We start from the raw sequence: 23,994 nt of genomic DNA, 5'->3' as shown, positions 1-23,994 counted from the left end.
AATTAAGAGTCGCTTAGGCGGCTCTTTTTGTATCTAATGGTTATCTAAGAAAAATAGTCAGCCACAATACGGGGCATGACAATGGATAGTAAATAGGAAGTCTGATGAAACGAATTCATATCGTGGCAGGTATTATCTTTAACCAAGATAAGTCACAGGTGTTTATTACAAAACGACCAGATGACAAGCATAAAGGCGGCTTTTGGGAGTTTCCAGGTGGCAAAGTTGAACCCGAAGAAAGTGTCGAGCAGGCCATGGTACGTGAGCTTGAGGAAGAAATTGGGATTGTGACTACTCAGCAACAACCATTTGAACATTTAGAGTTCGATTATCCAGAAAAATCTCTTAAGTTCGATTTCATTGCTGTGACTCAGTTTGATGGTCAACCCTATGGACGTGAAGGACAGGAGGGGTTATGGGTGAAAATCTCTGATTTGGCTCAATATGCGTTCCCTGAAGCGAATGTGCCAATTCTTGAGCGAGTGATTCGCGAGTATTCTTAGCTGGAAAAAGATACCCTCTAGCCAGCCTCTCATATTACTGTTAGTTTTAATCAATACGAACAAGAACACAAATTCGAAAATGGAGAAGATGCAATGGTACGTATTGCAATTGCAGGAGCAGCGGGCCGAATGGGTCGCAATTTGGTGAAAGCGACTTATTTAAATCCTCAGTCTGAAGTTGGAGCAGGATCAGAGCGTCCTGAGTCATCATTGGTTGGCGTCGACATTGGTGAACTTTGCGGAGAAGGAAAATTTGATGTCTTCCTGACCGATGATTTAGCAAAAGATATTGAACGTTTTGATGTCATCATCGACTTCACCGCGCCAGTAAGCACGTTGGCAAACCTAGAGCTTTGTAAGCAGCATGGGAAGAGCATTGTCATTGGTACAACCGGATTTACGGAACAAGAACGCGAAATTATTGACCAAATTGCTCAAGAGGTCCCTGTCGTGATGGCGCCGAATTATTCTGTTGGTGTGAACCTAGTCTTCAAGCTGTTGGAGAAAGCAGCAAAAGTGATGGGCGACTATTGTGATGTGGAAATCGTTGAAGCGCATCATCGCCATAAAGTCGATGCACCTTCTGGTACAGCTATTGGCATGGGCGAAGCGATTGCTGGAGCGATGGGTAATAAATTGAGCGACGTCGCAGTATATGCCCGTGAGGGGATTACTGGTGAGCGTACGAAAGACGAAATCGGTTTTGCTACCATTCGAGCTGGTGACATTATTGGTGAGCATACCGCTATGTTTGCTGATATTGGCGAGCGAGTTGAAATTACTCATAAAGCAACAGACCGCATGACATTTGCCAATGGTGCGGTGAAGGCGGCGGTGTGGCTAAACGGCAAGCAGCCAGGCTTCTACACCATGACCGATGTACTTGGACTCAATGACCTCTAAGTTCCGACTCTTTACCACTTCTTATCAAGAGTTGTTGTCAAAATAAATAATTATGCGTCGGGCTTGCCCGGCGCTTTTTGTATCTATTGATAACAGTGGTCGATATTAATGGTGTTATGTAGGATAAAAACTCTTATCTTTTGTTGTTATTGTTGGTCTTTGGTGTTCTTTTTGTGGTTAGTTGCTCAAAAAAAGCTGTTTTCTATGAGGGTGGATCGTTTGCTTAAAATGTTCAAGGAAAAGTGTGAACTCAAATATGCTCAAAAATCATCATTTCATAAAATTGTTACCTCTTCGTCTATAAATAATGACTAAACTTGATTTTTTGGCGCTCTAGAATCGTTTTTTGCTTTAACTGCTCTAAATGTTAGATTTCTTTTTAAGATTATATTGACACATATCAATCACCTCATTAGAATACCGCCAATTTGTCTAAATAACCTAAAAACGCTTTTTTATTGCGTGAAGGAAGGCAGATTTGCAGTTTAATTTATTATTTTTGCATTTTTATTCTGGAGGTTGTCTTGAGTAAATCAGCACTGTTAGTCCTAGAAGATGGGACAGTGTTCCACGGTGTTTCCATTGGAGCAGATGGTTCATCCGTTGGTGAAGTCGTTTTTAATACCTCGATGACGGGGTACCAAGAAATCCTCACTGATCCTTCCTATTCCCAACAGATCGTCACCCTTACTTATCCTCACATTGGCAATACCGGTACCAATACCGAAGACGAAGAATCTTCTTCAATCCACGCACAAGGCCTTGTGATTCGCGACCTTCCTCTTGTCGCTTCTAACTTCCGCAGTGAACAAACTCTTTCTGATTACCTTAAGTCGCAAAATATCGTCGGCATTGCTGATATCGATACGCGTAAACTTACGCGCATCCTGCGTGAGAAAGGTGCACAGAACGGTTGTATCGTTGCAGGTAACAACTTAGACGAGGCTTTAGCTCTGGCTAAAGCGAAAGAATTCCCTGGCCTAAAAGGTATGGACCTTGCGAAAGAAGTTACAACAAAAGAAGCGTATCAATGGAAACAAGGTTCGTGGACGCTTGAGGGTGGACTTCCTGAAGCGCAAGACGACAGCGAGTTGCCATATCACGTTGTTGCCTACGACTTCGGTGCGAAACGTAACATCCTGCGCATGCTTGTTGACCGAGGCTGCCGCCTAACGGTTGTACCTGCAGAAACAAGTGCAGAAGAAGTATTGGCTCTAAACCCAGATGGCGTTTTCCTATCAAACGGCCCTGGTGATCCAGAACCATGTACTTACGCCATTGAAGCAACAAAAGTATTCCTAGAAAAAGGCCTACCAATTTTTGGTATCTGTCTAGGTCACCAAATCCTAGCTTTGGCATCTGGTGCTAAGACAGTGAAGATGAAGTTTGGTCACCACGGTGCAAACCACCCGGTTAAAGACCTAGACCGCAACGTTGTTATGATTACGTCTCAGAACCATGGTTTCGCTGCTGATGAAGCGACACTACCTGAGAACCTACGAGCAACGCACGTGTCACTATTTGATGGCTCTCTACAAGGTATTCACCGTACAGATAAGCCAGCATTTAGCTTCCAAGGTCACCCGGAAGCAAGCCCAGGTCCACACGACGCGGCTCCGCTATTTGACCACTTTATCGAACTAATCAAACAACACAGCGCTTAATTCGGAGTAGTAGAGAATGCCAAAACGTACTGACTTAAAAAGTATTCTAATTCTAGGTGCAGGCCCGATTGTTATCGGTCAGGCATGTGAGTTTGACTACTCTGGTGCACAAGCATGTAAAGCACTGCGTGAAGAGGGTTACCGAGTTATCCTTGTAAACTCAAACCCAGCAACCATCATGACTGACCCAGACATGGCGGATGCAACTTACATCGAACCAATCCAGTGGGAAGTGGTTCGTAAGATCATCGAGAAAGAGCGCCCTGATGCAGTACTGCCAACAATGGGTGGTCAGACAGCTCTTAACTGTGCACTAGACCTAGAGAAACACGGCGTACTTGCAGAGTTCGGCGTAGAAATGATTGGTGCAACCGCTGACGCAATCGACAAAGCAGAAGACCGTTCTCGCTTCGATAAAGCGATGAAGTCAATCGGCCTTGAGTGTCCTCGCGCTGATACTGCGAAAACGATGGAAGAAGCATACGCCGTTCTTGATATGGTTGGCTTCCCTTGTATCATCCGTCCGTCGTTCACTATGGGTGGTACTGGTGGTGGTATCGCTTATAACAAAGAAGAGTTCGAAGAGATTTGTCGTCGTGGCCTGGACCTGTCGCCAACTAACGAGCTTCTTATCGATGAATCACTGATCGGTTGGAAAGAGTATGAGATGGAAGTGGTTCGTGACAAAGCGGACAACTGTATCATCGTATGTTCTATCGAAAACTTCGACCCAATGGGTATCCACACTGGTGACTCAATCACAGTAGCTCCAGCACAGACGCTAACGGACAAAGAGTATCAGTTGATGCGTAACGCATCTCTAGCGGTACTGCGCGAAATCGGTGTTGAGACAGGTGGCTCAAACGTACAGTTTGGTATTAACCCGAAAGATGGCCGCATGGTTATCATCGAGATGAACCCACGTGTATCTCGCTCTTCTGCTCTTGCTTCTAAGGCAACAGGTTTCCCAATTGCTAAGATTGCGGCGAAACTGGCAGTGGGCTTCACGCTTGATGAGCTACAAAATGATATCACGGGTGGTGCGACTCCGGCATCATTCGAACCAACCATCGACTACGTAGTGACTAAGATTCCTCGCTTTAACTTCGAGAAATTTGCAGGTGCTAACGACCGTCTGACGACTCAGATGAAGTCTGTGGGTGAGGTTATGGCTATCGGTCGTAACCAACAAGAATCTCTACAAAAAGCACTTCGTGGCCTTGAAGTTGGTGTGAATGGCTTTGATGAAATGGTTGATCTGGATGCGCCAGACGCGCTAACAACAATTCGTCACGAGTTAAAAGAAGCGGGTGCTGAGCGTATTTGGTACATCGCAGACGCATTCCGTGCTGGCATGTCTGTGGAAGGTGTATTTAACCTAACAGCAATTGACCGCTGGTTCCTAGTTCAAATCGAAGAGTTAGTTAACCTAGAAAACGAAGTAAAAGCGGGTGGTTTCGCAGGTCTAACTCAAGACGTTTTGCGCAAGATGAAGCGCAAAGGGTTCTCTGATGCTCGCCTATCTACAATCTTAGGTGTGTCTGAAAGTGAAATTCGCCGTCTACGCGACCAGTACGACATCCACCCAGTGTACAAACGCGTTGATACGTGTGCGGCTGAGTTCTCTTCTGACACGGCGTACATGTACTCATCTTACGATGAAGAGTGTGAAGCGCAGCCGACAGATAAAGACAAAATCATGGTTCTGGGCGGTGGTCCTAACCGTATCGGTCAAGGTATCGAGTTTGACTACTGTTGTGTACACGCTTCACTCGCACTGCGTGAAGATGGTTACGAAACCATCATGGTTAACTGTAACCCTGAGACAGTTTCCACTGATTACGACACTTCAGACCGTCTGTACTTTGAACCAGTAACTCTGGAAGATGTGCTTTCAATCGTCCGTGTTGAGAAGCCAAAAGGCGTTATCGTTCAATACGGTGGTCAAACGCCACTTAAACTGGCTCGTGCACTTGAAGCAGCAGGTGTGCCAATCATTGGTACTAGCCCGGATGCAATTGACCGCGCAGAAGACCGTGAGCGTTTCCAAGTTGCTGTTGACCGTTTAGGTCTTCTACAGCCAGAGAACGCAACGGTTACGACGCTAGAGCAAGCGGTTGAGAAATCAAAAGAAATTGGCTTCCCGTTGGTTGTTCGTCCTTCTTACGTTCTAGGTGGGCGTGCGATGGAAATCGTCTACGACGAGCAAGACCTACGTCGCTACTTCAACGAAGCAGTCAGTGTATCGAATGAGTCTCCAGTTCTTCTAGATAGCTTCCTTGATGATGCTGTAGAAGTCGACATCGATGCGATTTGTGACGGTGAGCGCGTAGTAATTGGCGGTATCATGGAGCACATCGAGCAAGCGGGTGTTCACTCAGGTGACTCAGCATGTTCTCTACCTGCTTACACGCTAAGCCAAGAAATCCAAGATGTGATGCGTGAGCAAGTTGAAAAGCTCGCTTTCGAATTGGGTGTACGCGGCCTAATGAACACTCAGTTTGCGGTTAAGAACAACAAGGTTTACCTAATCGAGGTTAACCCACGTGCTGCGCGTACCGTACCATTCGTATCTAAAGCAACGGGTGCACCACTAGCGAAAATCGCTGCACGTGTTATGGCGGGGCAATCTCTAGAGTCTCAGGGCTTTACGAAAGAAATCATCCCACCTTATTACTCAGTGAAAGAAGTGGTTCTGCCATTCAACAAGTTCCCAGGTGTTGACCCACTGTTGGGCCCAGAGATGCGCTCTACTGGTGAGGTTATGGGCGTTGGTGCAACGTTCGCAGAAGCTTACGCGAAAGCAGAGCTAGGTTGTGGCGCAGTTTACCCAGAAGGTGGTCGTGCACTACTGTCTGTTCGTGAAGGCGATAAGCAGCGTGTAGTTGACCTAGCATCTAAGCTCACTAAGCTTGGTTACCAGCTGGATGCAACGCACGGTACGGCAGTGATCCTAGGCGAAGCGGGCATTAACCCACGTCTAGTGAACAAGGTACATGAAGGTCGTCCACACATTCTTGACCGTATCAAGAACAACGAGTACACCTACATCGTAAACACGGCTGCTGGTCGTCAAGCGATTGAGGATTCAAAAGTACTACGTCGTGGTGCGCTGGCTGAGAAAGTGAACTACACAACAACCTTGAACGCTGCATTTGCTGTATGTATGGCTCACACTGCAGACGCGAAAACGTCAGTAACATCAGTACAAGAATTGCATGCAAAAGTTGCAGAGAACGAAGCAAAATAAAAATCAGTAGGCTCGCAACAGAGCTTATATGACAACCTCATTGCCCACTCATTTGAGTGGGCTTTTTTTGTGTTTAATGGTGAAAATTTGGAATGAATTAAAGTCTAATGTTTCTCTAAGGGAATTGTTAACTTGGTGGTATTTTGATGGGTAGCGATTGATAACTAATTGATTGAAAATGGAACTTACACTCGAAATACTGACGATTCTTTTCTTTGTTGCGACGGCCGCAGGCTTCATCGATGCGATGGCTGGTGGCGGTGGACTACTCACTTTGCCCGCACTTTTGGCGGCGGGCGTTCCACCGACTCAAGCTTTGGCAACGAACAAACTTCAAAGCTCATTCGGTAGTTTCTCTGCAAGCTGGTATTTTATCCGCAATGGTATTGTCAGCATTAAAGAGATGCGCCTTGCTATTGCCTGCACGTTTATTGGCTCAGCGGTGGGGGCTGAAGCTGTACAGTATATAGACGCGGGTGTACTGACGAGTCTGATCCCGATTCTACTGGTCGCTATTTCGCTCTACTTTCTGTTGATGCCTAAAACCAAGCAACACTCTGGTGAAGCGAAGGTTTCGGAAGCTATGTTTGCGTTCAGTGTTGGTGGTGGGGTGGGCTTTTATGATGGCTTCTTTGGTCCTGGAACTGGATCCATTTTTACGGTCTGTTTCGTCGCTTTGGGTCACTTCTCTTTGGTGGATGCAACGGCTCGAACCAAGGTGCTTAACTTTACGTCAAATATCGCTGCGTTACTCTTTTTCATACTCGCAGGTTTACCTGTGTGGGAGTTAGGTTTGGTAATGGCGATCGGCGGATTTATGGGGGCTCAGTTGGGCGCTAAGGTTGTCGTCACCAAAGGCCAACAATGGATTCGCCCTTTGGTGATTGCCATGTCTATGCTAATGGCGCTGAAGCTACTTTGGGAACAACATCAGCAATGGCTTCTGTCAGTGATTTGATTCGCGGATTTCGGTATGAGGACGGCCGCATACAGATATGAATTGGTCGATATAAAGGCGTGAGCTGTTCAAAATGAAAGCAGTATTCTGGTTCGATTTTCATCGCCTTGATTACTGACAGTGGAATGAGGGCAGGGGCGATGCCTGAGATCGCCAACTGAGTGGATGCAGTATAAGAGTCCATTTGCATCACAGGCTCTACATTGAGTTTACTCAGTATCTCCATTTGATAAGTGTTAGCTGGATTGCTGAGATCATTGGTGATGATGGTGTCAGGCATATGACGAATATGTTGCTTTGAAACGACATAAAATGGCTCGTCAATTAAATGAAATTGAAGCAGGCTTGGGTGTTTAGGTAGATAGCCAGCGCAAATGCCGATATGCGCTTTCCCTGATTGAACATGCTCAATGATTCTTGGCGTATGGTTTGTCGTCAGCGTGATATGCGGATCGAGCTCGACATAATTGCCTAGAATCGAGTGAAGGTAGCCTGCGACTAAGGTTTCAGAACAGTCTAAACGTAGCGGCGTTGAATCTGGAAGTGCTTGTTGTTCGTTGATAAGCCCTTGGAGTTCTTTAAATGTCGGGCTAATACTTTCGATAAGGTTGATGGCATCTTGAGTGAGTTGAATATTTCGACCCGCAGGCACAATCAGCTTTTTGCCCATTTTTTTCTCTAAATTGGCAATGCGTTTACTCACGGCTGATTGACTAATGTAAAGCAGACTGCCGGCTCGACTCATTGTTTTGGCTTTGCTTAATACAAGTAGAGTTTCGATGCCTTCCAGAAGCATAGTTGGTTACCCGTTCATTGAGATGCGGTTCATCAATGTAACTGATTTGCTGATGCTATGCATCATTGAAGAGAGTGACATGCTTAAATAAAAAAAACGGCGCCGAATGGCGCCGTCTGTGTATTCTTTACTCTAAAACTTATAGAGATTCAGTGAACGTACGTGCGATAACGTCACGTTGTTGCTCTTGAGTTAGAGAGTTGAAACGAACCGCATAGCCAGAAACGCGAATCGTTAGCTGTGGGTATTTCTCTGGGTTTGCAACTGCATCTTCTAGCGTTTCACGCTTAAGAACGTTTACGTTTAGGTGTTGACCACCTTCAATACGTGGAGCCGTTTCGATAGCAACTTCGCGGCTTTCGTAGTCACCGAGATCGTTGATCGCTACAACTTGGTCAGCTTCGAAGCCTGCGTTTGCTACGACACAACGTGCTTCGTTCTTTTCGCTATCAAGTAGCCAGATCGAGTTTAGTAGGTCATCGTTAGCTGCTTTAGTGATTTGAATACCTTGGATCATTACCGTCTCCTAGTCCACTTACGTGGTGTTATTGGTGTTAACTTTCGAATTTTGTTGAGCTACGTATTATATAGCGAATATCCCTTATGATAATATTGATTTAGGTCAAAAAACAACTAAAAACACTGTTTTTATGAAGGTTATTTTATTGTTCTAAATCAATAAACTCTTTAAAAACAATGTAGTTACAATAAATTTGATAATATAAAAAATAGTTAATAACTCAATTTGTAGTAAATTTACTACAAATTGAGTTTAAATGTTGACCTGTCGCCGAAAAAAAGCGGTAAATGGTTCGTATATTGAAAGTGTAAAGTGATTAAATGACAATGTTAAAAAGAGAGCTTGGAAGTAAGTTTATTGGAGCGCACGTTTCCGCTGCAGGCGGCGTTGATCAGGCTCCGCTCAGAGCAAGTGAGATCGGTGCAAATGCGTTTGCACTGTTTACCAAAAATCAGCGCCAATGGGCAGCGAAGCCATTGGAGCCCAAAATCATTCAAGCATTTAAGGCGAACTGTAAACGCTTGGGGTTCGGCGCAGGGCAGATTTTACCTCACGACTCCTATTTGATTAATTTAGGTGCCCCTGAAGATGATAAGCTCGAGAAATCGCGCGCAGCGTTTATCGATGAAATGAAACGCTGTCATTTGTTAGGACTGACTTTGCTTAATTTCCATCCTGGGAGTCATTTAAAGAAAATTTCGGAACAAGATTGCCTCTCGAGAATTGCCGAGTCCATCAACCTTGCCCACAAAGCGGTACCTGAAGTGATTGCGGTGATCGAAAATACGGCAGGGCAGGGAACCAACCTAGGTTGGCGGTTTGAGCATTTGGCACAAATCATTGATCAAGTAGAAGATAAATCTCGTGTCGGTGTCTGTATTGATACGTGCCACACTTTCGCAGCTGGCTATGACTTAAGGGATTTTGACGCTTGTGAGGCCACCTTTGCTGAGTTTGATCGCATTGTTGGTATGCACTATTTACGCGCAATGCACATCAATGACTCAAAAGTTGCCTTGGGCGGCAAAGTTGACAGGCATCACGCACTCGGTAAAGGCGAGATTGGTTGGGATTGTTTTGAGTATATCTCCAAAGCCCCCAGATTTGATGGTATCCCTTTGATTTTAGAAACGATCGAACCTGAACTTTGGCCGCAGGAGATTCAATCAATGCGGCAATTTCACCTTCAATCGATAGCTGATTCCACTTTATAGTGAGAAGGTGGCACCATTCTTTCATAGCGTAGTCTGTGTTTTACCAATGAGGGTGCCACTATGCCTTTTACCTCTTATCATATTCCTGTTCGTGTTGTTCGACTACCAGCGCCTAATCGTCATATTACTGGACAGGGGCATTATCGTACGCCACAGAAAAAGTAGTTATCACAGTCATTAACTCCTTTGTTCCTTCTTCTATATTTGCGACAATTTGTGCGACTTAAATAGAAGAAGGAACGGGATATGACTCAGTCATTAACTTGGCATGATGTTATCGGCAAAGAAAAGCAGCAAGCCTACTTTCAAGACACATTGAGTTTTGTTGAGGCAGAGCGTCAATCAGGTAAGGTCGTCTTTCCTCCGGCGCAAGATGTCTTTAATGCCTTCCGCGCCACTGAGTTTGGTGACGTGAAAGTGGTGATCCTTGGTCAAGACCCTTACCACGGACCAAACCAAGCGCATGGTCTCTGTTTCTCCGTGTTACCTGGTGTCAAAACGCCGCCTTCTCTTGTCAATATGTATAAAGAGCTCGCACAAGATATTGAAGGCTTCCAAATTCCTCAGCACGGCTATTTACAAAGTTGGGCTGAGCAAGGCGTGCTTTTATTGAATACCGTGTTAACGGTTGAGCAAGGTAAGGCGCATTCGCATTCTAAATCGGGCTGGGAAACATTCACAGACCGAGTGATTGAAGCGATCAATCAGCATCAATCCGGCGTTGTCTTTTTATTGTGGGGGGCTCATGCTCAGAAAAAAGGCCGTTTTATCGATCGAGATAAGCATCATGTGCTAGTTGGGCCGCATCCTTCTCCACTGTCGGCACACCGAGGTTTTTTCGGATGCCGGCATTTTTCACAAACCAATGTGCTATTAGCTCAACAGGGCAAATCTGTCATTGATTGGCACCTGCCACTAGAGGTCGAATTGTCATAACCACTTGCTCTGCTTAAAATTCGAACAGCGTCAAAGTGTCATCAAACCATCTGCTATACACTTATAATAAGTAAGTGTAAGGAGAGCGCTATGATGATTGAAAGGATAAGAAGAGAGCACGGCTACATGGTTCGTTTGTTGGCCGTTCTCAAGCAAAAGATGGCTCAACTTGAAAACGAGCAAGCGATAAATTATTCCTTGCTGTACGAGATAGTTGCCTATCTTGCGGAGCATTCAGAGCGGGTTCATCACCCTAAAGAAGACATTATTTATCAATATTATCTCGATAAATTTGGTCATCTTGAATCCATTGAAAATTTGGAAGCCGAACATAAACAACTCTCTGAGAAGACTCACGAGTTTTTGGCGACTGTTGAGATGATTTTGCAAGACGCGGTAGTACCACAAGATATATTCTTGGAGCAACTGAAAGACTTTATCGGCTCTCAGTATCAACACCTAGATATGGAAGAGCGATCAGTTCTGCCGATAATCCTGAGAAACTTTACGGTCAAAGATTGGCAAGCGGTTGAGGCAATGTGGAGTGTCAATGAAGACGATCCGGTGTTTGGTGAGACGATTGCAGAGCAATATCAGCAACTGGCGAGTCGCGTAAGGCAGAACGAAACAGAAGCTTTGTAATAGCGTAGAAACAAAAAAAGAGGCATTGCGCCTCTTTTTTTAGAATTCTAAATCTGCAGAGTCTTCAAAGCCGATATCCATTTCTTTGAGTTCTCTTTGTAGGCGTTGCCTATCTTTAATTGCCTCTATTTCTCGCCATTTGCGTTTTACCGGTTTTGAACGTGTCGCACGCGCTTTTGGTAAACCCATTTCCATCATTTCTTCAAAGTTTAAGCCATCCATAAGCTACCTCTTTTTTAAATTATTACTCTTTGAAGGGGTACTATCTAAATACCATTCTCACTGAAGCGTATCTTTGATTCGTTTCTCATTTGTTACGATTCAATGAAGATTTCCTAAAAAATCTGACATCGGCTCACACTATTTTCCGTATGGTGTGGTTTTTTTTTGTGCAAACGAGTTAACGAAAACGATTAAATTCTCAAAATATGATTGTTAATCTCGTGTTTAAAAAAAGAGCATTTTTCGCCAATGTGCAAAGAGTTGCTTTACGTGCAAAAAATGACGTCTAAGCGACGAAATATCACATGAGCGAGATTTTATGCGAGACCTTGGTGGGTAAGGGGTGCGACCAGCATGTCAGAAAGAGGTTCTTTGTTGGGGCGGAATATCTGTTATGTTGTTAATAAATTATGTTGATGTTCTGGTTTTGTGTTTCTAGTGTTCTCTCTTGTGTTAATTATTGGTGATTTTATAGTGAAAAATAACATAAAGATGATATTGGTTGCATATTGATTTTTGCGAGCCTTCGCTGCATTATCCGCCCGTCAAAAAATACGCTGATACGTAAAATGGAAGCATGAGGCGAGTTTTACAGGTCTAAACTGCATAATTAAACAACAATGCACTAAGCTATCTTGACACTTAGTCAGGCAGTTAGATGGATGGCAGGGACGCGATGATCAGCGAAATCTCACTATGAGGAACTTATGACAGATTTAATCAATTTGATGAATGACCTACTTTGGGGTTCCATTCTCGTTTACCTTCTTGTCGGAGTTGGAATTTACTTCACTGTCCGTTTGGGATTCATCCAGTTTCGCCACTTTGGCCACATGTTTTCTGTTCTGAAGAACAGTCGTAAAGCAGACAAAGCTGGTATCTCATCTTTCCAAGCGCTTTGTACTAGTCTTGCTGCTCGTGTTGGTACCGGTAACATGGCTGGTGTTGCGGTTGCCCTAACCGCTGGTGGTCCTGGCGCGATTTTCTGGATGTGGCTAATTGCGATGCTCGGTATGGCAACTTCGTTTGCTGAGAGTACCTTAGCACAGCTATACAAAACCAAGGATGATGACGGAAACTACCGTGGCGGTCCTGCGTATTACATGGAAAAAGGCCTAGGTATGCGTTGGATGGGCGTACTGTTCTCAGTATTCCTAATTATCGCTTTTGGTCTTGTATTTAATGCGGTGCAGGCGAACTCAATTGCCAACGCGATGCACAATGCGTTCGGCTGGGAAGATACATATGTTGGTATCTTCGTTGTTCTGCTTTCGTCGGTGGTTATTTTTGGTGGCATTAAGCGTATCGCGCGTGTGGCTGAGTTAGTTGTTCCAATCATGGCGCTTGCTTACTTACTGCTTGCTCTATTCGTAATGATGATGAACATCGAAAAGTTACCGGACATCTTAGTGCTTATCTTTAAGAGCGCATTCGGCCTGCAAGAAGCGGCTGCAGGTGGTCTGGGTTACGCAATTGCGCAAGCGATGATCAACGGCATTAAGCGTGGTCTATTCTCGAACGAAGCAGGTATGGGTTCTGCGCCAAACGCAGCTGCGTCGGCAACGCCTTATCCTCCGCACCCAGCGTCTCAAGGTTACGTGCAAATGCTTGGTGTGTTTATGGACACCATCGTGATTTGTTCGGCGACGGTTGCGATTATCTTGATGTCAGGTGAGTACGTACCACACGGTGAAGTGACAGGTATCGAGCTAACTCAAACAGCCTTAAGCTCTCAGGTTGGCGAGTGGGGTGGTATCTTTGTTGCGGTTGCGATTTTCTTCTTCGCATTTACCTCAATCATTGCTAACTACTCTTACGCAGAAACGAACCTGATCTTCCTTGAGCATAACCACAAAGCGGGTCTTGGAATCTTCCGTGTGATTGTTCTTGGTATGGTTATGTTTGGTGCGGTTGCCTCGCTGCCAGTTGTTTGGGCGTTAGCAGACGTATCAATGGGCTTAATGGCGATTGTTAACTTAGTGGCGATCATCCTACTGTCTGGTATCGTGATTAAGCTAGCAAAAGACTACAACCGTCAGCTTGATGAAGGTAAAGTGCCGACATTTGATTCGAACGATTTCCCGGAACTGAAGTCTCAGCTTGAAGATGGGATCTGGGATCAAAGCAAGAAAGATTAATCGTTCACTATAGCGTTTACCTATTAATACGATTCAAAAAGCCATGCAGACAATGTGTGGCTTTTTTTGTACCCTAAACGTTATAAATAATAGAGAAGGGTTAAGTAAAGTCATGTTAATTGTCGTATCACCTGCGAAAACGTTAGATTATGAATCTCCTCTTGCGACAGAGACGTTCACTCAGCCTGAGTTGATTGATTACTCAAAAGAGCTGATCGAGGTTTGTCGTAAACTGACGCCGGCAGATGTGGCGAGCTTGATGAAAGTCAGCGACAAGATTGCCGATTTGAATGTTGGTCGCTTTCAAGAGTGGAGTGAAGAGTTCACCACGGACAACGCTCGACAAGCTATCTTGGCGTTCAAAGGGGATGTGTACACGGGGTTAGATGCAGAATCTTTGACTGAGGCGGATTTTGAGTATGCCCAGAAACATCTTCGTATGTTGTCCGGCCTATACGGATTGCTAAAGCCGCTGGACTTGATGCAGCCATATCGCCTCGAGATGGGAACTAAGCTAGCGAATGATAAAGGCACGAACTTGTATCAGTTTTGGGGTAACGTCATTACTGATAAACTGAATGAGGCGATTGCCGCACAAGGTGATAATGTTCTCATTAACTTAGCGTCCAACGAATACTTCAAAGCGGTAAAACCAAAAGCGTTAGATGCGCAGGTGATTACGCCTATCTTCAAAGATTGTAAGAATGGTCAGTACAAAGTGATCAGCTTTTATGCGAAGAAGGCTCGCGGCATGATGGCGCGCTACATTATTGAAAATCGTATCTCGAGTGTCGCACAGCTTACCAAGTTTGATGTAGCCGGCTATTACTTCGTGGAAGAAGAGTCAACGCCAACAGAATTGGTCTTCAAACGCGAAGAACAATAATCAAGGAGTCAGGCATGCTGGGATGGATTAAGCGTTTGGTAGCAAAATATGATGCTTGGTGTTTGTCGATGGGGCTAACACCTGAAAACAAGCGGAGCTGCGTTCCATATCGACGCGATCCAAACAGCCAAGACAAGACTTGTGATAAGGCGCAGTAACCATGCGCCTTTTTGATACTCATTGCCACTTCGACTTTGAACCATTCGCCGACAACTTTTCTGACAATCTCGCCCAGGCAAACCAGTGCGGCGTAGAACGCTTTGTTATTCCCACAGTGGGTCCACAAAACTGGCAAGAAGTAGAAGCCTTATCTTCTCAGTTTCACGGCGTTTATCATGCACTAGGCTTACACCCTTATTTTCTGACTGATGAAAGCGGTGATTACCTTATTGAGCTAGAAAATCGGCTTCGGACCCGAACGGAGTTCTGTGTTGCCGTTGGTGAATGTGGCTTAGATGGACTTGTTAATATCAGCGCCGCTGAGCAGGAACACATTTTTATCGCTCAGGTGAAATTGGCAACATTATTTCAACTTCCTCTGATTCTCCACAGCAGAAAAACGCACAACCGAACTCTACAAATATTGAAGCAGTGTCGTTTCCAATTTGGTGGTGTTTTACACGGCTTTTCGGGCAGTTATCAGCAAGCGATGCAGTTTATAGAGCTGGGATTTTATATCGGTGTTGGTGGTGTAATTACTTACCCGAGAGCGAACAAAACGAGGCAAACTGTGGCTCAGTTGCCCGTTGAGAAATTGGTCCTTGAGACTGATGCACCCGACATGCCACTAAATGGACACCAGGGCAAGGCCAATCATCCGAAGATGATAGGTGAAATAGTGTCCTGTCTCGCATCGTTAAAAGGAATGTCAGAGCAAACGATTGCTGAAAACGTTTGGAAAAATAGCAATTCGGCGTTCGGTATTTGTGAATAAATTCTAAATAAAATGTGTTTTTAGTGATTACCCAGGGAATGAATGGTGATCTTGTTCACGTAAATGAGTGAACGCATGATGAATCTTCGCAGAAACTGTGAGGATGGCATTACTTTATCAATGGACGGATGAGTATAATTGCCTCCGCTTTTGAGCTCCATTTTGTAACACGCCAACAAATAACATATAAGGAAGTCATAAACTATGAGCCTGTTTATGAGCCTAGTCGGCATGGCAGTATTGCTAGGAATTGCATTACTACTGTCAGATAACCGCAAAGCTATCAATCTAAGAACTGTGGGTGGCGCTTTTGCTATCCAATTCATCATCGGTGGTTTCGTTCTGTACGTACCATGGGGTCGTGATCTTCTAGCTGGTTTCTCAGCTGGTGTACAAAACGTGATCGACTACGGTAAAGACGGTACTGGTTTCCTATTCGGCAGCCTAGTTAACTTCTCAGTTGACGGTATCGGTTTCATCTTTGCTTTCCAAGTACTACCAACGCTAATCTTCTTCTCTGCGCTAATTTCTGTACTTTACTACATCGGTGTGATGCAGTGGGTTATCAAGATTCTTGGTGGCGGTCTACAAAAAGCACTAGGTACTTCACGTGCCGAGTCAATGTCTGCAGCAGCTAACATCTTCGTAGGTCAAACAGAAGCTCCACTAGTGGTTCGTCCGTTTGTTCCTAAAATGACTCAATCTGAGCTATTTGCAGTAATGTGTGGTGGTCTTGCGTCTGTAGCTGGTGGTGTACTAGCGGGTTACGCATCTATGGGTGTACCTCTAGAGTACCTTGTAGCAGCATCATTCATGGCAGCACCAGGTGGTCTACTATTCGCTAAAATCATCAAACCAGAAGTTGATACTCCAGAAGAAGATCTAGGTGCTGACATCGACGGTGGTGATGACAAGCCTGCTAACGTTATCGATGCTGCAGCTGGCGGTGCGTCAGTTGGTCTACAACTAGCGCTAAACGTTGGTGCAATGCTACTAGCATTCATCGGTCTAATCGCTCTTATCAACGGTATCCTAGGTGGCGTTGGCGGTTGGTTCGGTATGGAAAACCTAACTCTAGAACTTCTTCTAGGTTGGTTGTTCGCACCTCTAGCATTCCTAATCGGTGTTCCATGGGCTGAAGCAACATTTGCTGGTTCATTCATCGGTCAGAAACTGGTTGTTAACGAATTCGTAGCGTACCTAAACTTCGTACCTTACGTTGGTGATGCAGCACAAGTTGTTCCAGCAACAGGTGCGGTAATGTCTGAGAAGACTCAAGCTATCATCGCATTCGCTCTATGTGGTTTCGCAAACCTTTCTTCTATCGCGATTCTACTAGGTGGTCTAGGTGGCCTAGCGCCAAACCGTCGTCACGACATCGCTCGTATGGGTGTTAAAGCGGTTTGTGCTGGTACGCTATCTAACCTAATGGCGGCGACAATCGCTGGCTTCTTCCTATCTTTCTAATTAAGTAGATAGATTATATAGACGCCGTTTTATAAAGCCCCGTAGCAAGTTTCTTGCTGCGGGGCTTTTTGTTTTTCTGTACCTAGCTGCAGTAAAACAATCTCAAGGTTATAAAACGCCTTGAGCGCGACACTCTTAGTCAGTTGAGTGTCCAGTTGGATAAGGTTTGCCGATGCACTGAATCGAGCAAACGTTAACCAACGACTTTTTTGAGATACAAACCGTTTGCGCTCTATGAGCCACTACAGTTTTGCGACAAATATCTATAATGTATATATCTATAGAAAGTAGGACTTAACTTATGAATGAAGTTATCCTCGCAACCCTTGCTGGGTTTGTTGTCGGAATCCTGTTTTCCGCCATCAAGTTGCCAATACCTGCTCCACCTGTGTTATCAGGAATCATGGGCATTGTCGGTGTTTACTTAGGTGGCATAACTTATCAATGGATTATTGAGAAGTTTTTTAGCTAGCGCTACTGAGTACAAGGAGTATGATGAGCGTTGGTTGCAGCATGTCTGCATACACGTTAGACACTTCAATCGCAGATTGTTGTGCCATAGACCAAACTGGTACTGTGCGGTGACAAGGATAGCAATTAGGGGTCAATTCGCTGTTTACCCCTGAGTCTTCAAGGAACCAAGTCCGTTCATTAATGACTGCAAAGCTAGCTTGATTAGAGTCGAAATCATCAAGCTGGGCAGTAAAATTTTTGAATATTGATCGGAGATAGAAATGAGCGATTTAAAAGCAGCAGCACTACGTGCACTTAAACTAATGGACCTAACTACGCTGAATGATGACGATACTGACGCGAAAGTTATTTCACTATGTCATGACGCAAAATCAGCAGTAGGTAACACAGCTGCAATCTGTATTTACCCTCGCTTTATTCCTATTGCTAAGAAGACACTTCGTGAGCAAGGTACACCAGAAGTTCGCATCGCGACTGTAACTAACTTCCCACACGGTAACGACGACATCGAAATCGCCGTTGCTGAGACAAAAGCGGCAGTGGCTTACGGTGCAGATGAAGTAGACGTCGTATTCCCTTACCGTGCCCTAATGGCAGGTAACGAAGAAGTTGGCTTCGAGCTAGTGAAGCAATGTAAAGAAGCGTGTGGTGACATTCTTCTTAAAGTGATCATCGAAACCGGTGAGCTAAAAGAAGAGGCACTTATCAAGAAAGCTTCTGAAATCTGTATCAAAGCAGGTGCAGACTTCATTAAAACTTCAACGGGTAAAGTGCCAGTAAACGCTACACCAGAATACGCTCGCATGATGCTTGAAGTGATTCGCGATATGGGCGTTGCAGAAACAGTTGGTTTCAAACCAGCAGGTGGCGTGCGTACAGCTGAAGATGCACAAGCGTACTTGGCAATGGCTGATGAAATCCTAGGTGATAACTGGGTTGATGCACGTCACTACCGTTTCGGTGCGTCAAGCCTGCTAACTAACCTACTTAATACATTAGAAGTGACAGACGAGACTGCTGATCCAGCAGCTTACTAATTCTCTCGTTCGAGAGTAGATAAAAATAAAGTCTGTTTGGTGGAGTAGTGATTCGCTGCTCCACATTACCTCTTTACCTTACAACCTTGCTGCTCAAAGCATGGGAGGATCTAATGTACTTACCTCAAGAAATTATTCGTAAAAAACGCGACGGCGAAGTTCTAACAGCCGAAGAAATCAACTTCTTCATTCAAGGTGTTGCAAACAATTCTGTATCTGAAGGTCAGATCGCAGCGTTTGCGATGGCAATCTTTTTCAACGAAATGACAATGCCTGAGCGTATCGCACTAACGTGTGCAATGCGTGACTCTGGCATGGTGATTGATTGGAGCCACAAAGAGTTTGGCGGTCCTATCGTTGATAAACACTCAACAGGTGGTGTGGGCGACGTAACATCTCTAATGCTTGGCCCTATGGTGGCGGCATGTGGCGGTTTTGTTCCTATGATCTCTGGTCGTGGTCTTGGTCACACTGGCGGTACGCTAGACAAGCTTGAGTCCATTCCAGGCTACAACATCACACCTACCAACGAAGTATTCGGTGATGTGACCAAAGACGCAGGCGTGGCAATTATCGGCCAAACTGGTGACTTAGCGCCAGCGGATAAGCGCGTATACGCAACACGTGATATCACTGCGACAGTCGATAACATCTCGCTAATCACAGCGTCAATCTTGTCTAAGAAGCTGGCAGCGGGTCTTGAGTCTCTAGTCATGGACGTAAAAGTGGGTTCTGGTGCGTTTATGCCAACTTACGAAGCCTCTGAAGAGCTAGCAAAATCGATCGTAGCAGTAGCAAACGGCGCTGGCACCAAGACAACCGCTATTCTTACTGACATGAACCAAGTACTGGCTTCTTCAGCGGGCAACGCAGTAGAAGTTCGTGAAGCTGTTCAGTTCCTAACCGGTGAATACCGCAACCCTCGTCTTCTAGAAGTAACCATGGCGTCATGTGCGGAAATGCTGGTTCTTGGCAAGCTGGCTGAGAATACGGAAGACGCGCGTAACAAACTGATGGCAGTTCTGGATAACGGTAAAGCGGCAGAATGCTTCGGTAAGATGGTTGCAGGCCTTGGTGGCCCAGCCGATTTCGTTGAAAACTACGATAACTACCTAGAAAAAGCAGAGATCATCAAGCCAGTTTACGCTGATGAGTCAGGTGTGGTTTCTGCTATGGATACTCGTGCGATCGGTATGGCTGTTGTGGCTATGGGTGGTGGTCGCCGCGTAGCAACCGACGAAATTGACTACGCTGTTGGTTTTGATGGCTTTATTCGCTTGGGTGAACAAGCGTCTAGTGACAAGCCTTTAGCGGTTATCCACGCTCGTAATGAAGAGCAGTGGCAAGAAGCGGCTAACGCACTGAAAGCGGCGATTACAATCGGTGGTGAATATACGCCAACGCCAGAAGTGTACCGTCAGATTCGCGCAGAAGATCTTTAAACTCTTCATATTTGAACTTGCAGCGGCGTTAACTGCGCTCGCTCACCCCAGTCACATAGACGAGCTATGCTCAGGGGATTCACTTGCTTGTTGCCTTGCTGCAAGTCCAACTATTTAGAGTTGAATTACTATTATTATTAGATTGGTCGATTGAGCATTTGCTCTCGGCCAGTTATAGGAAGAGAGCAATGAAAAGAGCATTTATTTTAGTCTTAGACTCATTTGGTATTGGCGCAACGGCTGATGCGAAAGATTTTGGTGATGTGGGTTCAGACACGCTAGGTCATATCGCTGAGCAGTGTGACAAAGGCTTGGCTGACAACGCGGATCGTAGCGGCGCACTTAAGCTACCTAACCTATCTAAACTGGGTCTTGCGATGGCGCACAAAGAGTCAACAGGTAGCTTTGCACCTGGCCTTGACGCTGACGCGGAAATTATTGGTGCTTACGGCCACGCGGCTGAGCTTTCTTCTGGTAAAGATACTCCATCAGGCCACTGGGAAATTGCAGGCGTGCCTGTTTTGTTCGACTGGGGCTACTTTACTGATAAAGAAAACAGCTTCCCGAAAGAGCTGACAGACCGCATTCTTGAGCGTGCAGGTCTTGATGGCTTCCTAGGCAACTGCCATGCGTCGGGCACACAAGTTCTTGATGACTTGGGTGAAGAACACATGAAGACTGGTCAGCCAATTTTCTATACTTCTGCTGACTCTGTATTCCAAATTGCGTGTCATGAAGAAACGTTTGGTTTAGACCGCCTATTAGAGCTATGCCAAATCGCTCGTGAAGAGCTTGAAGAGTACAACATTGGTCGTGTTATCGCTCGTCCATTCATCGGCCCAGGTAAAGGCCAGTTTGAACGTACAGGTAACCGTCGTGACCTATCCGTTGAGCCGCCATCAGCAACGATTCTTCAAAAACTAGTTGATGAGAAGGGTGGTGAAGTTCACTCAATCGGTAAGATCTCTGATATTTATGCTGGCTGTGGTATCACTAAGAAGACCAAAGCAACAGGCATTCCTGCACTATTTGATGCAACAAAAGATGCCATCAAAGAAGCGGGTGACAATACTATCGTATTCACAAACTTCGTTGATTTCGACTCAGCTTACGGCCACCGCCGCGATGTTGCGGGCTACGCTGCAGCGTTAGAGTACTTTGATGGGCGTATCCATGAAGTCATGGAGCTGATGGAAGAAGATGATCTGCTAATTCTTACTGCTGACCACGGTTGTGACCCTACATGGCCAGGTACAGACCACACTCGTGAGCATATTCCAGTGATTGTTTACGGCGCTAAAGTACCAGCGGGCTCTTTAGGTCTTCGTGATACGTTTGCTGATATTGGTCAGACGTTAGCAAGCCATTTTGGTACCTCACCAATGGATTACGGTAAAAACTTCCTGTAATTCTAATTCGTTACTATCAATAGAGGGCATGTCCCTCTATTGTTTTGTTTATCGCTTACTTATATCCGATTAAGAAAAGGAAATGAAATCATGGCAACTCCACATATCAACGCAGAAATGGGTGCATTCGCTGATGTCGTTTTAATGCCGGGTGATCCACTACGTGCGAAATACATTGCAGAAACGTTCCTGGAAGATGTTGTACAGGTATGTGACGTACGCAACATGTACGGTTTCACGGGTACTTACAAAGGCCGTAAGGTATCAGTAATGGGCCACGGTATGGGTATTCCATCGTGTTCAATTTACGCGACTGAGCTTATTAAAGACTTCGGCGTGAAGAAGATCATCCGTGTCGGTAGCTGTGGTGCGGTGAGTGAAGATATTAAAGTGCGCGACGTTGTGATTGGCATGGGTGCGTGTACGGATTCTAAAGTAAACCGCATTCGTTTCAAAGGTCATGACTTTGCGGCTATCGCAGACTACAAAATGGTTCGCGCGGCAGAAGATGCAGCGAAAGCTCGTGGTATTGAAGTGAAAGTGGGTAACCTGTTCTCGGCAGAATTGTTCTACACGCCAAATCCAGAAATGTTCGACGTAATGGATAAGTACGGCATCGTAGGCGTAGAGATGGAAGCGGCGGGCATCTACGGCGTATGTGCAGAGTATGGCGCTAAAGCTTTGACTATTTGTACGGTTTCAGACCACATCAAAACAGGCGAGCAAACCACGTCAGATGAGCGTCAAACAACGTTCAACGATATGATGATCATCGCGCTAGATTCTGTGTTGTTAGGTGATGCAGAATAATCAAGCTGACTGAGGGAGAGCTCCTTACCTTGATTCCCGACGATTTAATCAAACAGGGTTGGCATTATGCCAACCCTGTTTTGTTTCTACTGCATATCTTTGAGCAGTAAGTTTTCGCTTTTCGACTTGGGTTTACGACGAATCACAATAGCTAGCAGCAAGCCTGCGATAAAGCTCATTCCCACCATGGTGTACATGTAGCGATCACTTTTTCTGTAGTAGTGATCAGAAAAGGCAGTTACACGGCCGGTCTCAAAGGTGATGCGAACAAAGCCCAGGACGACGTTATCGCGAATAATGGGTTCGACTAACTGCTGCTTACCAATACGAGCTGTTTCAAGTGGAGTATCTAAGCCTAGGATCTGACGTACAGACTTGGCACTCTCACTTGAGGCGAGACGAATCCCTTCAGCGTCATAGATTGCGGCGTCATACACAAGTGCATCTTTAGCTAACTGGTTAGTCAACTTAAGCAAGCGCTCTTGGTCTTGAGCGACGATCATATCGCCAGCAGATAGAGAGGCTTGGGAAATCAAAATTTGGGTGAGAGTCTCCAACTGATTCTGTTGGATCTGCTCGTTCCCTTTGGTGATCTTGACGCTATTTACGCCAATAATTGCAACCATTGCCACCAAACAGAGGATGGCAAGTGCTCGTATTGCGTTTCGAAATGAAAACAGAGATGAGTCCATTTGGCACCAAAATATCCATTAAATAAGCGGATCAACATATTGAGACTTGCGCTTTCAAATTGCAATAGGTTAACGTGTTGCAAGGTTTAATAAGGATTCTAAACATGGACAGGTTTAATACATTACCCATTCGTCGTCACATTCCTCTTATCAATCGCTTACCAGAAACTCGCCTTTCTACACGGTTTGATAAAGCCAATGCAGGTTGGGTTGTCTACAGTACACACCTTTCTGCAGCAAGCTTTGAAGATATAGACTTCTTCACTGGATTCTACAATTCTGTGGTCGATGTCTGGAAAGTCGGTCAGTATGAAGTTGCCTTGATGGAAGGTCAGTTGACGCCGGAGCATGAAGAGATTCTCCAAGCATTAGAGCTGGATTATGCTCGACTGCAAGACATTCCGGATCTATCCAAGCCAGGTTTGGTTGTATTCGACATGGATTCAACCGCGATTCAAATTGAGTGTATTGATGAAATTGCCAAGCTTGCCGGTGTTGGGGAAGAAGTGGCCGAAGTAACCGAACGCGCGATGCAGGGGGAGCTTGATTTTGAACAAAGTCTTCGCCAGCGTGTGGGCAAACTGGCTGGCGCAGATGAAGCGATTTTGGAGCAAGTTCGTTCTGTTTTACCACTGATGCCTGACTTGCCGGAGCTGATTCAAACGCTTAAACGTTTCGGTTGGAAAACTGCGATTGCTTCCGGTGGATTCACTTACTTTTCAGATCATCTTCAAGAGATGCTTTCACTGGATCACGCTCAGTCAAATCAGTTGGAGATCGTCGATGGCAAGTTGACGGGTAACGTGATTGGTGAGGTGGTGAGTGCGCAAACCAAAGCCGACATTCTTGTTCAACTGGCAGAGCAATACGACATCGAGCCACACAATACGATTGCCGTCGGTGATGGTGCCAATGATTTAACCATGATGGCGGCTGCGGGTTTAGGCGTTGCTTACCACGCGAAACCAAAGGTTGAACAGCAGGCTCAAACGGCGATCCGTTATCATGGTTTAGGAGGGCTGATCTGCGTATTATCTGCGATATTGGTCAAGCAAAAGCGAGTAAGCTTCTCTCCACTCAAATAAACAAAAAGGCGA

Annotated in this window: 23 protein-coding genes; 19 read left to right on the top strand and 4 right to left on the bottom strand. The window is 45.3% G+C overall.

Going from position 1 to position 23,994, the window contains the following annotated elements; translation table 11 throughout:
• Positions 1-104 precede the first annotated feature (104 nt).
• From mutT to RJ47_RS09720, 5 genes are all read left to right on the top strand, one after another.
• A complete protein-coding gene (gene mutT, locus RJ47_RS09740; protein ID WP_005473541.1) occupies positions 105-503 on the top strand; it encodes an 8-oxo-dGTP diphosphatase MutT in 399 nt (132 codons plus the stop codon).
• 93 nt (positions 504-596) lie between these two features.
• Positions 597-1,406 carry a 4-hydroxy-tetrahydrodipicolinate reductase gene (dapB, locus tag RJ47_RS09735; protein ID WP_038139662.1) on the top strand — a complete coding sequence of 270 codons (810 nt, stop codon included), beginning with the start codon at positions 597-599 and terminating at the stop codon, positions 1,404-1,406.
• Between the two features lie 524 nt (positions 1,407-1,930).
• Complete coding sequence (carA, locus tag RJ47_RS09730) at positions 1,931-3,070, top strand: glutamine-hydrolyzing carbamoyl-phosphate synthase small subunit (RefSeq protein ID WP_038139660.1); 1,140 nt, start codon at positions 1,931-1,933, stop codon at positions 3,068-3,070.
• A 16-nt stretch (positions 3,071-3,086) separates the two neighbouring features.
• Positions 3,087-6,320: a carbamoyl-phosphate synthase large subunit gene (carB, locus tag RJ47_RS09725; RefSeq protein WP_005473508.1), complete on the top strand. Its 3,234-nt coding sequence runs from the start codon at positions 3,087-3,089 to the stop codon at positions 6,318-6,320.
• 178 nt (positions 6,321-6,498) lie between these two features.
• The gene (locus RJ47_RS09720) at positions 6,499-7,278 is read left to right on the top strand and encodes a TSUP family transporter (RefSeq protein ID WP_039483510.1); all 780 of its coding nucleotides are present in this window, start codon (positions 6,499-6,501) and stop codon (positions 7,276-7,278) included.
• Here the strand turns inward: RJ47_RS09720 and RJ47_RS09715 are convergent.
• Both RJ47_RS09715 and grcA read right to left on the bottom strand, forming a co-directional pair.
• The gene (locus RJ47_RS09715; RefSeq protein ID WP_039483508.1) at positions 7,214-8,074 is read right to left on the bottom strand and encodes a LysR family transcriptional regulator; all 861 of its coding nucleotides are present in this window, start codon (positions 8,072-8,074) and stop codon (positions 7,214-7,216) included. The genes RJ47_RS09720 and RJ47_RS09715 overlap by 65 nt on opposite strands.
• 139 nt (positions 8,075-8,213) lie before the next feature.
• The gene (grcA, locus tag RJ47_RS09710; protein WP_039483505.1) at positions 8,214-8,591 is read right to left on the bottom strand and encodes an autonomous glycyl radical cofactor GrcA; all 378 of its coding nucleotides are present in this window, start codon (positions 8,589-8,591) and stop codon (positions 8,214-8,216) included.
• A 323-nt stretch (positions 8,592-8,914) separates the two neighbouring features.
• Here grcA and nfo point away from each other — a divergent pair, with 323 nt between their 5' ends.
• The 3 genes from nfo (at position 8,915) to RJ47_RS09695 (ending at position 11,386) form a co-directional block, all read left to right on the top strand.
• The gene (gene nfo, locus RJ47_RS09705) at positions 8,915-9,808 is read left to right on the top strand and encodes a deoxyribonuclease IV (RefSeq protein ID WP_197058132.1); all 894 of its coding nucleotides are present in this window, start codon (positions 8,915-8,917) and stop codon (positions 9,806-9,808) included.
• 246 nt (positions 9,809-10,054) lie between these two features.
• Entirely contained in the window at positions 10,055-10,744 is a 690-nt protein-coding gene (gene ung, locus RJ47_RS09700) for a uracil-DNA glycosylase (RefSeq protein ID WP_039483502.1), read from the top strand.
• A gap of 90 nt (positions 10,745-10,834) precedes the next feature.
• Positions 10,835-11,386 carry a hemerythrin domain-containing protein gene (locus RJ47_RS09695; protein ID WP_038139650.1) on the top strand — a complete coding sequence of 184 codons (552 nt, stop codon included), beginning with the start codon at positions 10,835-10,837 and terminating at the stop codon, positions 11,384-11,386.
• Positions 11,387-11,425: 39 nt separating this feature from the next.
• Here the strand turns inward: RJ47_RS09695 and RJ47_RS09690 are convergent, their stop codons facing one another.
• Positions 11,426-11,608 (bottom strand): DUF3545 family protein, encoded by a 183-nt coding sequence (locus RJ47_RS09690; protein ID WP_038139648.1) that lies wholly within the window; start codon positions 11,606-11,608, stop codon positions 11,426-11,428.
• A 707-nt stretch (positions 11,609-12,315) separates the two neighbouring features.
• Here RJ47_RS09690 and RJ47_RS09685 point away from each other — a divergent pair.
• The 10 genes from RJ47_RS09685 to deoD all read left to right on the top strand — a co-directional run bounded on the left by RJ47_RS09685 (position 12,316) and on the right by deoD (position 22,205).
• Positions 12,316-13,746 carry an alanine/glycine:cation symporter family protein gene (locus RJ47_RS09685; protein WP_038139645.1) on the top strand — a complete coding sequence of 477 codons (1,431 nt, stop codon included), beginning with the start codon at positions 12,316-12,318 and terminating at the stop codon, positions 13,744-13,746.
• A gap of 112 nt (positions 13,747-13,858) precedes the next feature.
• Positions 13,859-14,632: a peroxide stress protein YaaA gene (gene yaaA, locus RJ47_RS09680; RefSeq protein WP_038139643.1), complete on the top strand. Its 774-nt coding sequence runs from the start codon at positions 13,859-13,861 to the stop codon at positions 14,630-14,632.
• Between the two features lie 14 nt (positions 14,633-14,646).
• Positions 14,647-14,790 carry a DUF5363 family protein gene (locus RJ47_RS21420; RefSeq protein WP_179944652.1) on the top strand — a complete coding sequence of 48 codons (144 nt, stop codon included), beginning with the start codon at positions 14,647-14,649 and terminating at the stop codon, positions 14,788-14,790.
• Positions 14,791-14,792: 2 nt separating this feature from the next.
• Positions 14,793-15,566 (top strand): TatD family hydrolase, encoded by a 774-nt coding sequence (locus tag RJ47_RS09675; RefSeq protein ID WP_005473513.1) that lies wholly within the window; start codon positions 14,793-14,795, stop codon positions 15,564-15,566.
• A 204-nt stretch (positions 15,567-15,770) separates the two neighbouring features.
• Complete coding sequence (locus RJ47_RS09670) at positions 15,771-17,033, top strand: NupC/NupG family nucleoside CNT transporter (protein WP_039483499.1); 1,263 nt, start codon at positions 15,771-15,773, stop codon at positions 17,031-17,033.
• A 301-nt stretch (positions 17,034-17,334) separates the two neighbouring features.
• Positions 17,335-17,505, top strand: coding sequence for a XapX domain-containing protein (locus RJ47_RS09665; RefSeq protein ID WP_005473572.1), 171 nt, complete (start codon positions 17,335-17,337; stop codon positions 17,503-17,505).
• A gap of 262 nt (positions 17,506-17,767) precedes the next feature.
• Positions 17,768-18,544 carry a deoxyribose-phosphate aldolase gene (gene deoC / locus RJ47_RS09660; RefSeq protein WP_005473560.1) on the top strand — a complete coding sequence of 259 codons (777 nt, stop codon included), beginning with the start codon at positions 17,768-17,770 and terminating at the stop codon, positions 18,542-18,544.
• Positions 18,545-18,657: 113 nt separating this feature from the next.
• Positions 18,658-19,986, top strand: coding sequence for a thymidine phosphorylase (gene deoA, locus RJ47_RS09655; RefSeq protein WP_005473547.1), 1,329 nt, complete (start codon positions 18,658-18,660; stop codon positions 19,984-19,986).
• A 188-nt stretch (positions 19,987-20,174) separates the two neighbouring features.
• Positions 20,175-21,395, top strand: coding sequence for a phosphopentomutase (locus RJ47_RS09650; RefSeq protein WP_038190795.1), 1,221 nt, complete (start codon positions 20,175-20,177; stop codon positions 21,393-21,395).
• 90 nt (positions 21,396-21,485) lie between these two features.
• Entirely contained in the window at positions 21,486-22,205 is a 720-nt protein-coding gene (gene deoD / locus RJ47_RS09645) for a purine-nucleoside phosphorylase (RefSeq protein ID WP_039483496.1), read from the top strand.
• An 86-nt stretch (positions 22,206-22,291) separates the two neighbouring features.
• Here the strand turns inward: deoD and RJ47_RS09640 are convergent, their stop codons facing one another.
• Positions 22,292-22,897 carry a YtjB family periplasmic protein gene (locus RJ47_RS09640; RefSeq protein ID WP_038139633.1) on the bottom strand — a complete coding sequence of 202 codons (606 nt, stop codon included), beginning with the start codon at positions 22,895-22,897 and terminating at the stop codon, positions 22,292-22,294.
• 104 nt (positions 22,898-23,001) lie between these two features.
• Between RJ47_RS09640 and serB the strand changes: the two genes are divergently transcribed.
• A complete protein-coding gene (gene serB / locus RJ47_RS09635; protein WP_038190793.1) occupies positions 23,002-23,982 on the top strand; it encodes a phosphoserine phosphatase in 981 nt (326 codons plus the stop codon).
• Positions 23,983-23,994 lie beyond the last annotated feature (12 nt).

The organism is Vibrio sinaloensis, assembly GCF_000808535.1.
In the GTDB taxonomy this organism is placed as follows: Bacteria; Pseudomonadota; Gammaproteobacteria; order Enterobacterales; family Vibrionaceae; genus Vibrio; species Vibrio sinaloensis_D.
The sequence above is the reverse complement of the archived record's forward strand: the minus strand, read 5'-3'. Positions and strand labels throughout refer to the sequence as shown.

Bases quoted from the DNA above. Each gene is read 5' to 3' on its own strand.
- mutT (WP_005473541.1), top strand. From the start codon at position 105: ATGAAACGAATTCATATCGTGGCAGGTATTATCTTTAACCAAGATAAG.
- dapB (WP_038139662.1), top strand. From the start codon at position 597: ATGGTACGTATTGCAATTGCAGGAGCAGCGGGCCGAATGGGTCGCAAT.
- carB (WP_005473508.1), top strand. From the start codon at position 3,087: ATGCCAAAACGTACTGACTTAAAAAGTATTCTAATTCTAGGTGCAGGC.
- RJ47_RS09720 (WP_039483510.1), top strand. From the start codon at position 6,499: ATGGAACTTACACTCGAAATACTGACGATTCTTTTCTTTGTTGCGACG.
- RJ47_RS09715 (WP_039483508.1), bottom strand. From the start codon at position 8,074: ATGCTTCTGGAAGGCATCGAAACTCTACTTGTATTAAGCAAAGCCAAA.
- grcA (WP_039483505.1), bottom strand. From the start codon at position 8,591: ATGATCCAAGGTATTCAAATCACTAAAGCAGCTAACGATGACCTACTA.
- nfo (WP_197058132.1), top strand. From the start codon at position 8,915: ATGACAATGTTAAAAAGAGAGCTTGGAAGTAAGTTTATTGGAGCGCAC.
- ung (WP_039483502.1), top strand. From the start codon at position 10,055: ATGACTCAGTCATTAACTTGGCATGATGTTATCGGCAAAGAAAAGCAG.
- RJ47_RS09695 (WP_038139650.1), top strand. From the start codon at position 10,835: ATGATGATTGAAAGGATAAGAAGAGAGCACGGCTACATGGTTCGTTTG.
- RJ47_RS09690 (WP_038139648.1), bottom strand. From the start codon at position 11,608: ATGGATGGCTTAAACTTTGAAGAAATGATGGAAATGGGTTTACCAAAA.
- RJ47_RS09685 (WP_038139645.1), top strand. From the start codon at position 12,316: ATGACAGATTTAATCAATTTGATGAATGACCTACTTTGGGGTTCCATT.
- yaaA (WP_038139643.1), top strand. From the start codon at position 13,859: ATGTTAATTGTCGTATCACCTGCGAAAACGTTAGATTATGAATCTCCT.
- RJ47_RS21420 (WP_179944652.1), top strand. From the start codon at position 14,647: ATGCTGGGATGGATTAAGCGTTTGGTAGCAAAATATGATGCTTGGTGT.
- RJ47_RS09675 (WP_005473513.1), top strand. From the start codon at position 14,793: ATGCGCCTTTTTGATACTCATTGCCACTTCGACTTTGAACCATTCGCC.
- RJ47_RS09670 (WP_039483499.1), top strand. From the start codon at position 15,771: ATGAGCCTGTTTATGAGCCTAGTCGGCATGGCAGTATTGCTAGGAATT.
- RJ47_RS09665 (WP_005473572.1), top strand. From the start codon at position 17,335: ATGAATGAAGTTATCCTCGCAACCCTTGCTGGGTTTGTTGTCGGAATC.
- deoC (WP_005473560.1), top strand. From the start codon at position 17,768: ATGAGCGATTTAAAAGCAGCAGCACTACGTGCACTTAAACTAATGGAC.
- deoA (WP_005473547.1), top strand. From the start codon at position 18,658: ATGTACTTACCTCAAGAAATTATTCGTAAAAAACGCGACGGCGAAGTT.
- RJ47_RS09650 (WP_038190795.1), top strand. From the start codon at position 20,175: ATGAAAAGAGCATTTATTTTAGTCTTAGACTCATTTGGTATTGGCGCA.
- deoD (WP_039483496.1), top strand. From the start codon at position 21,486: ATGGCAACTCCACATATCAACGCAGAAATGGGTGCATTCGCTGATGTC.
- RJ47_RS09640 (WP_038139633.1), bottom strand. From the start codon at position 22,897: ATGGACTCATCTCTGTTTTCATTTCGAAACGCAATACGAGCACTTGCC.
- serB (WP_038190793.1), top strand. From the start codon at position 23,002: ATGGACAGGTTTAATACATTACCCATTCGTCGTCACATTCCTCTTATC.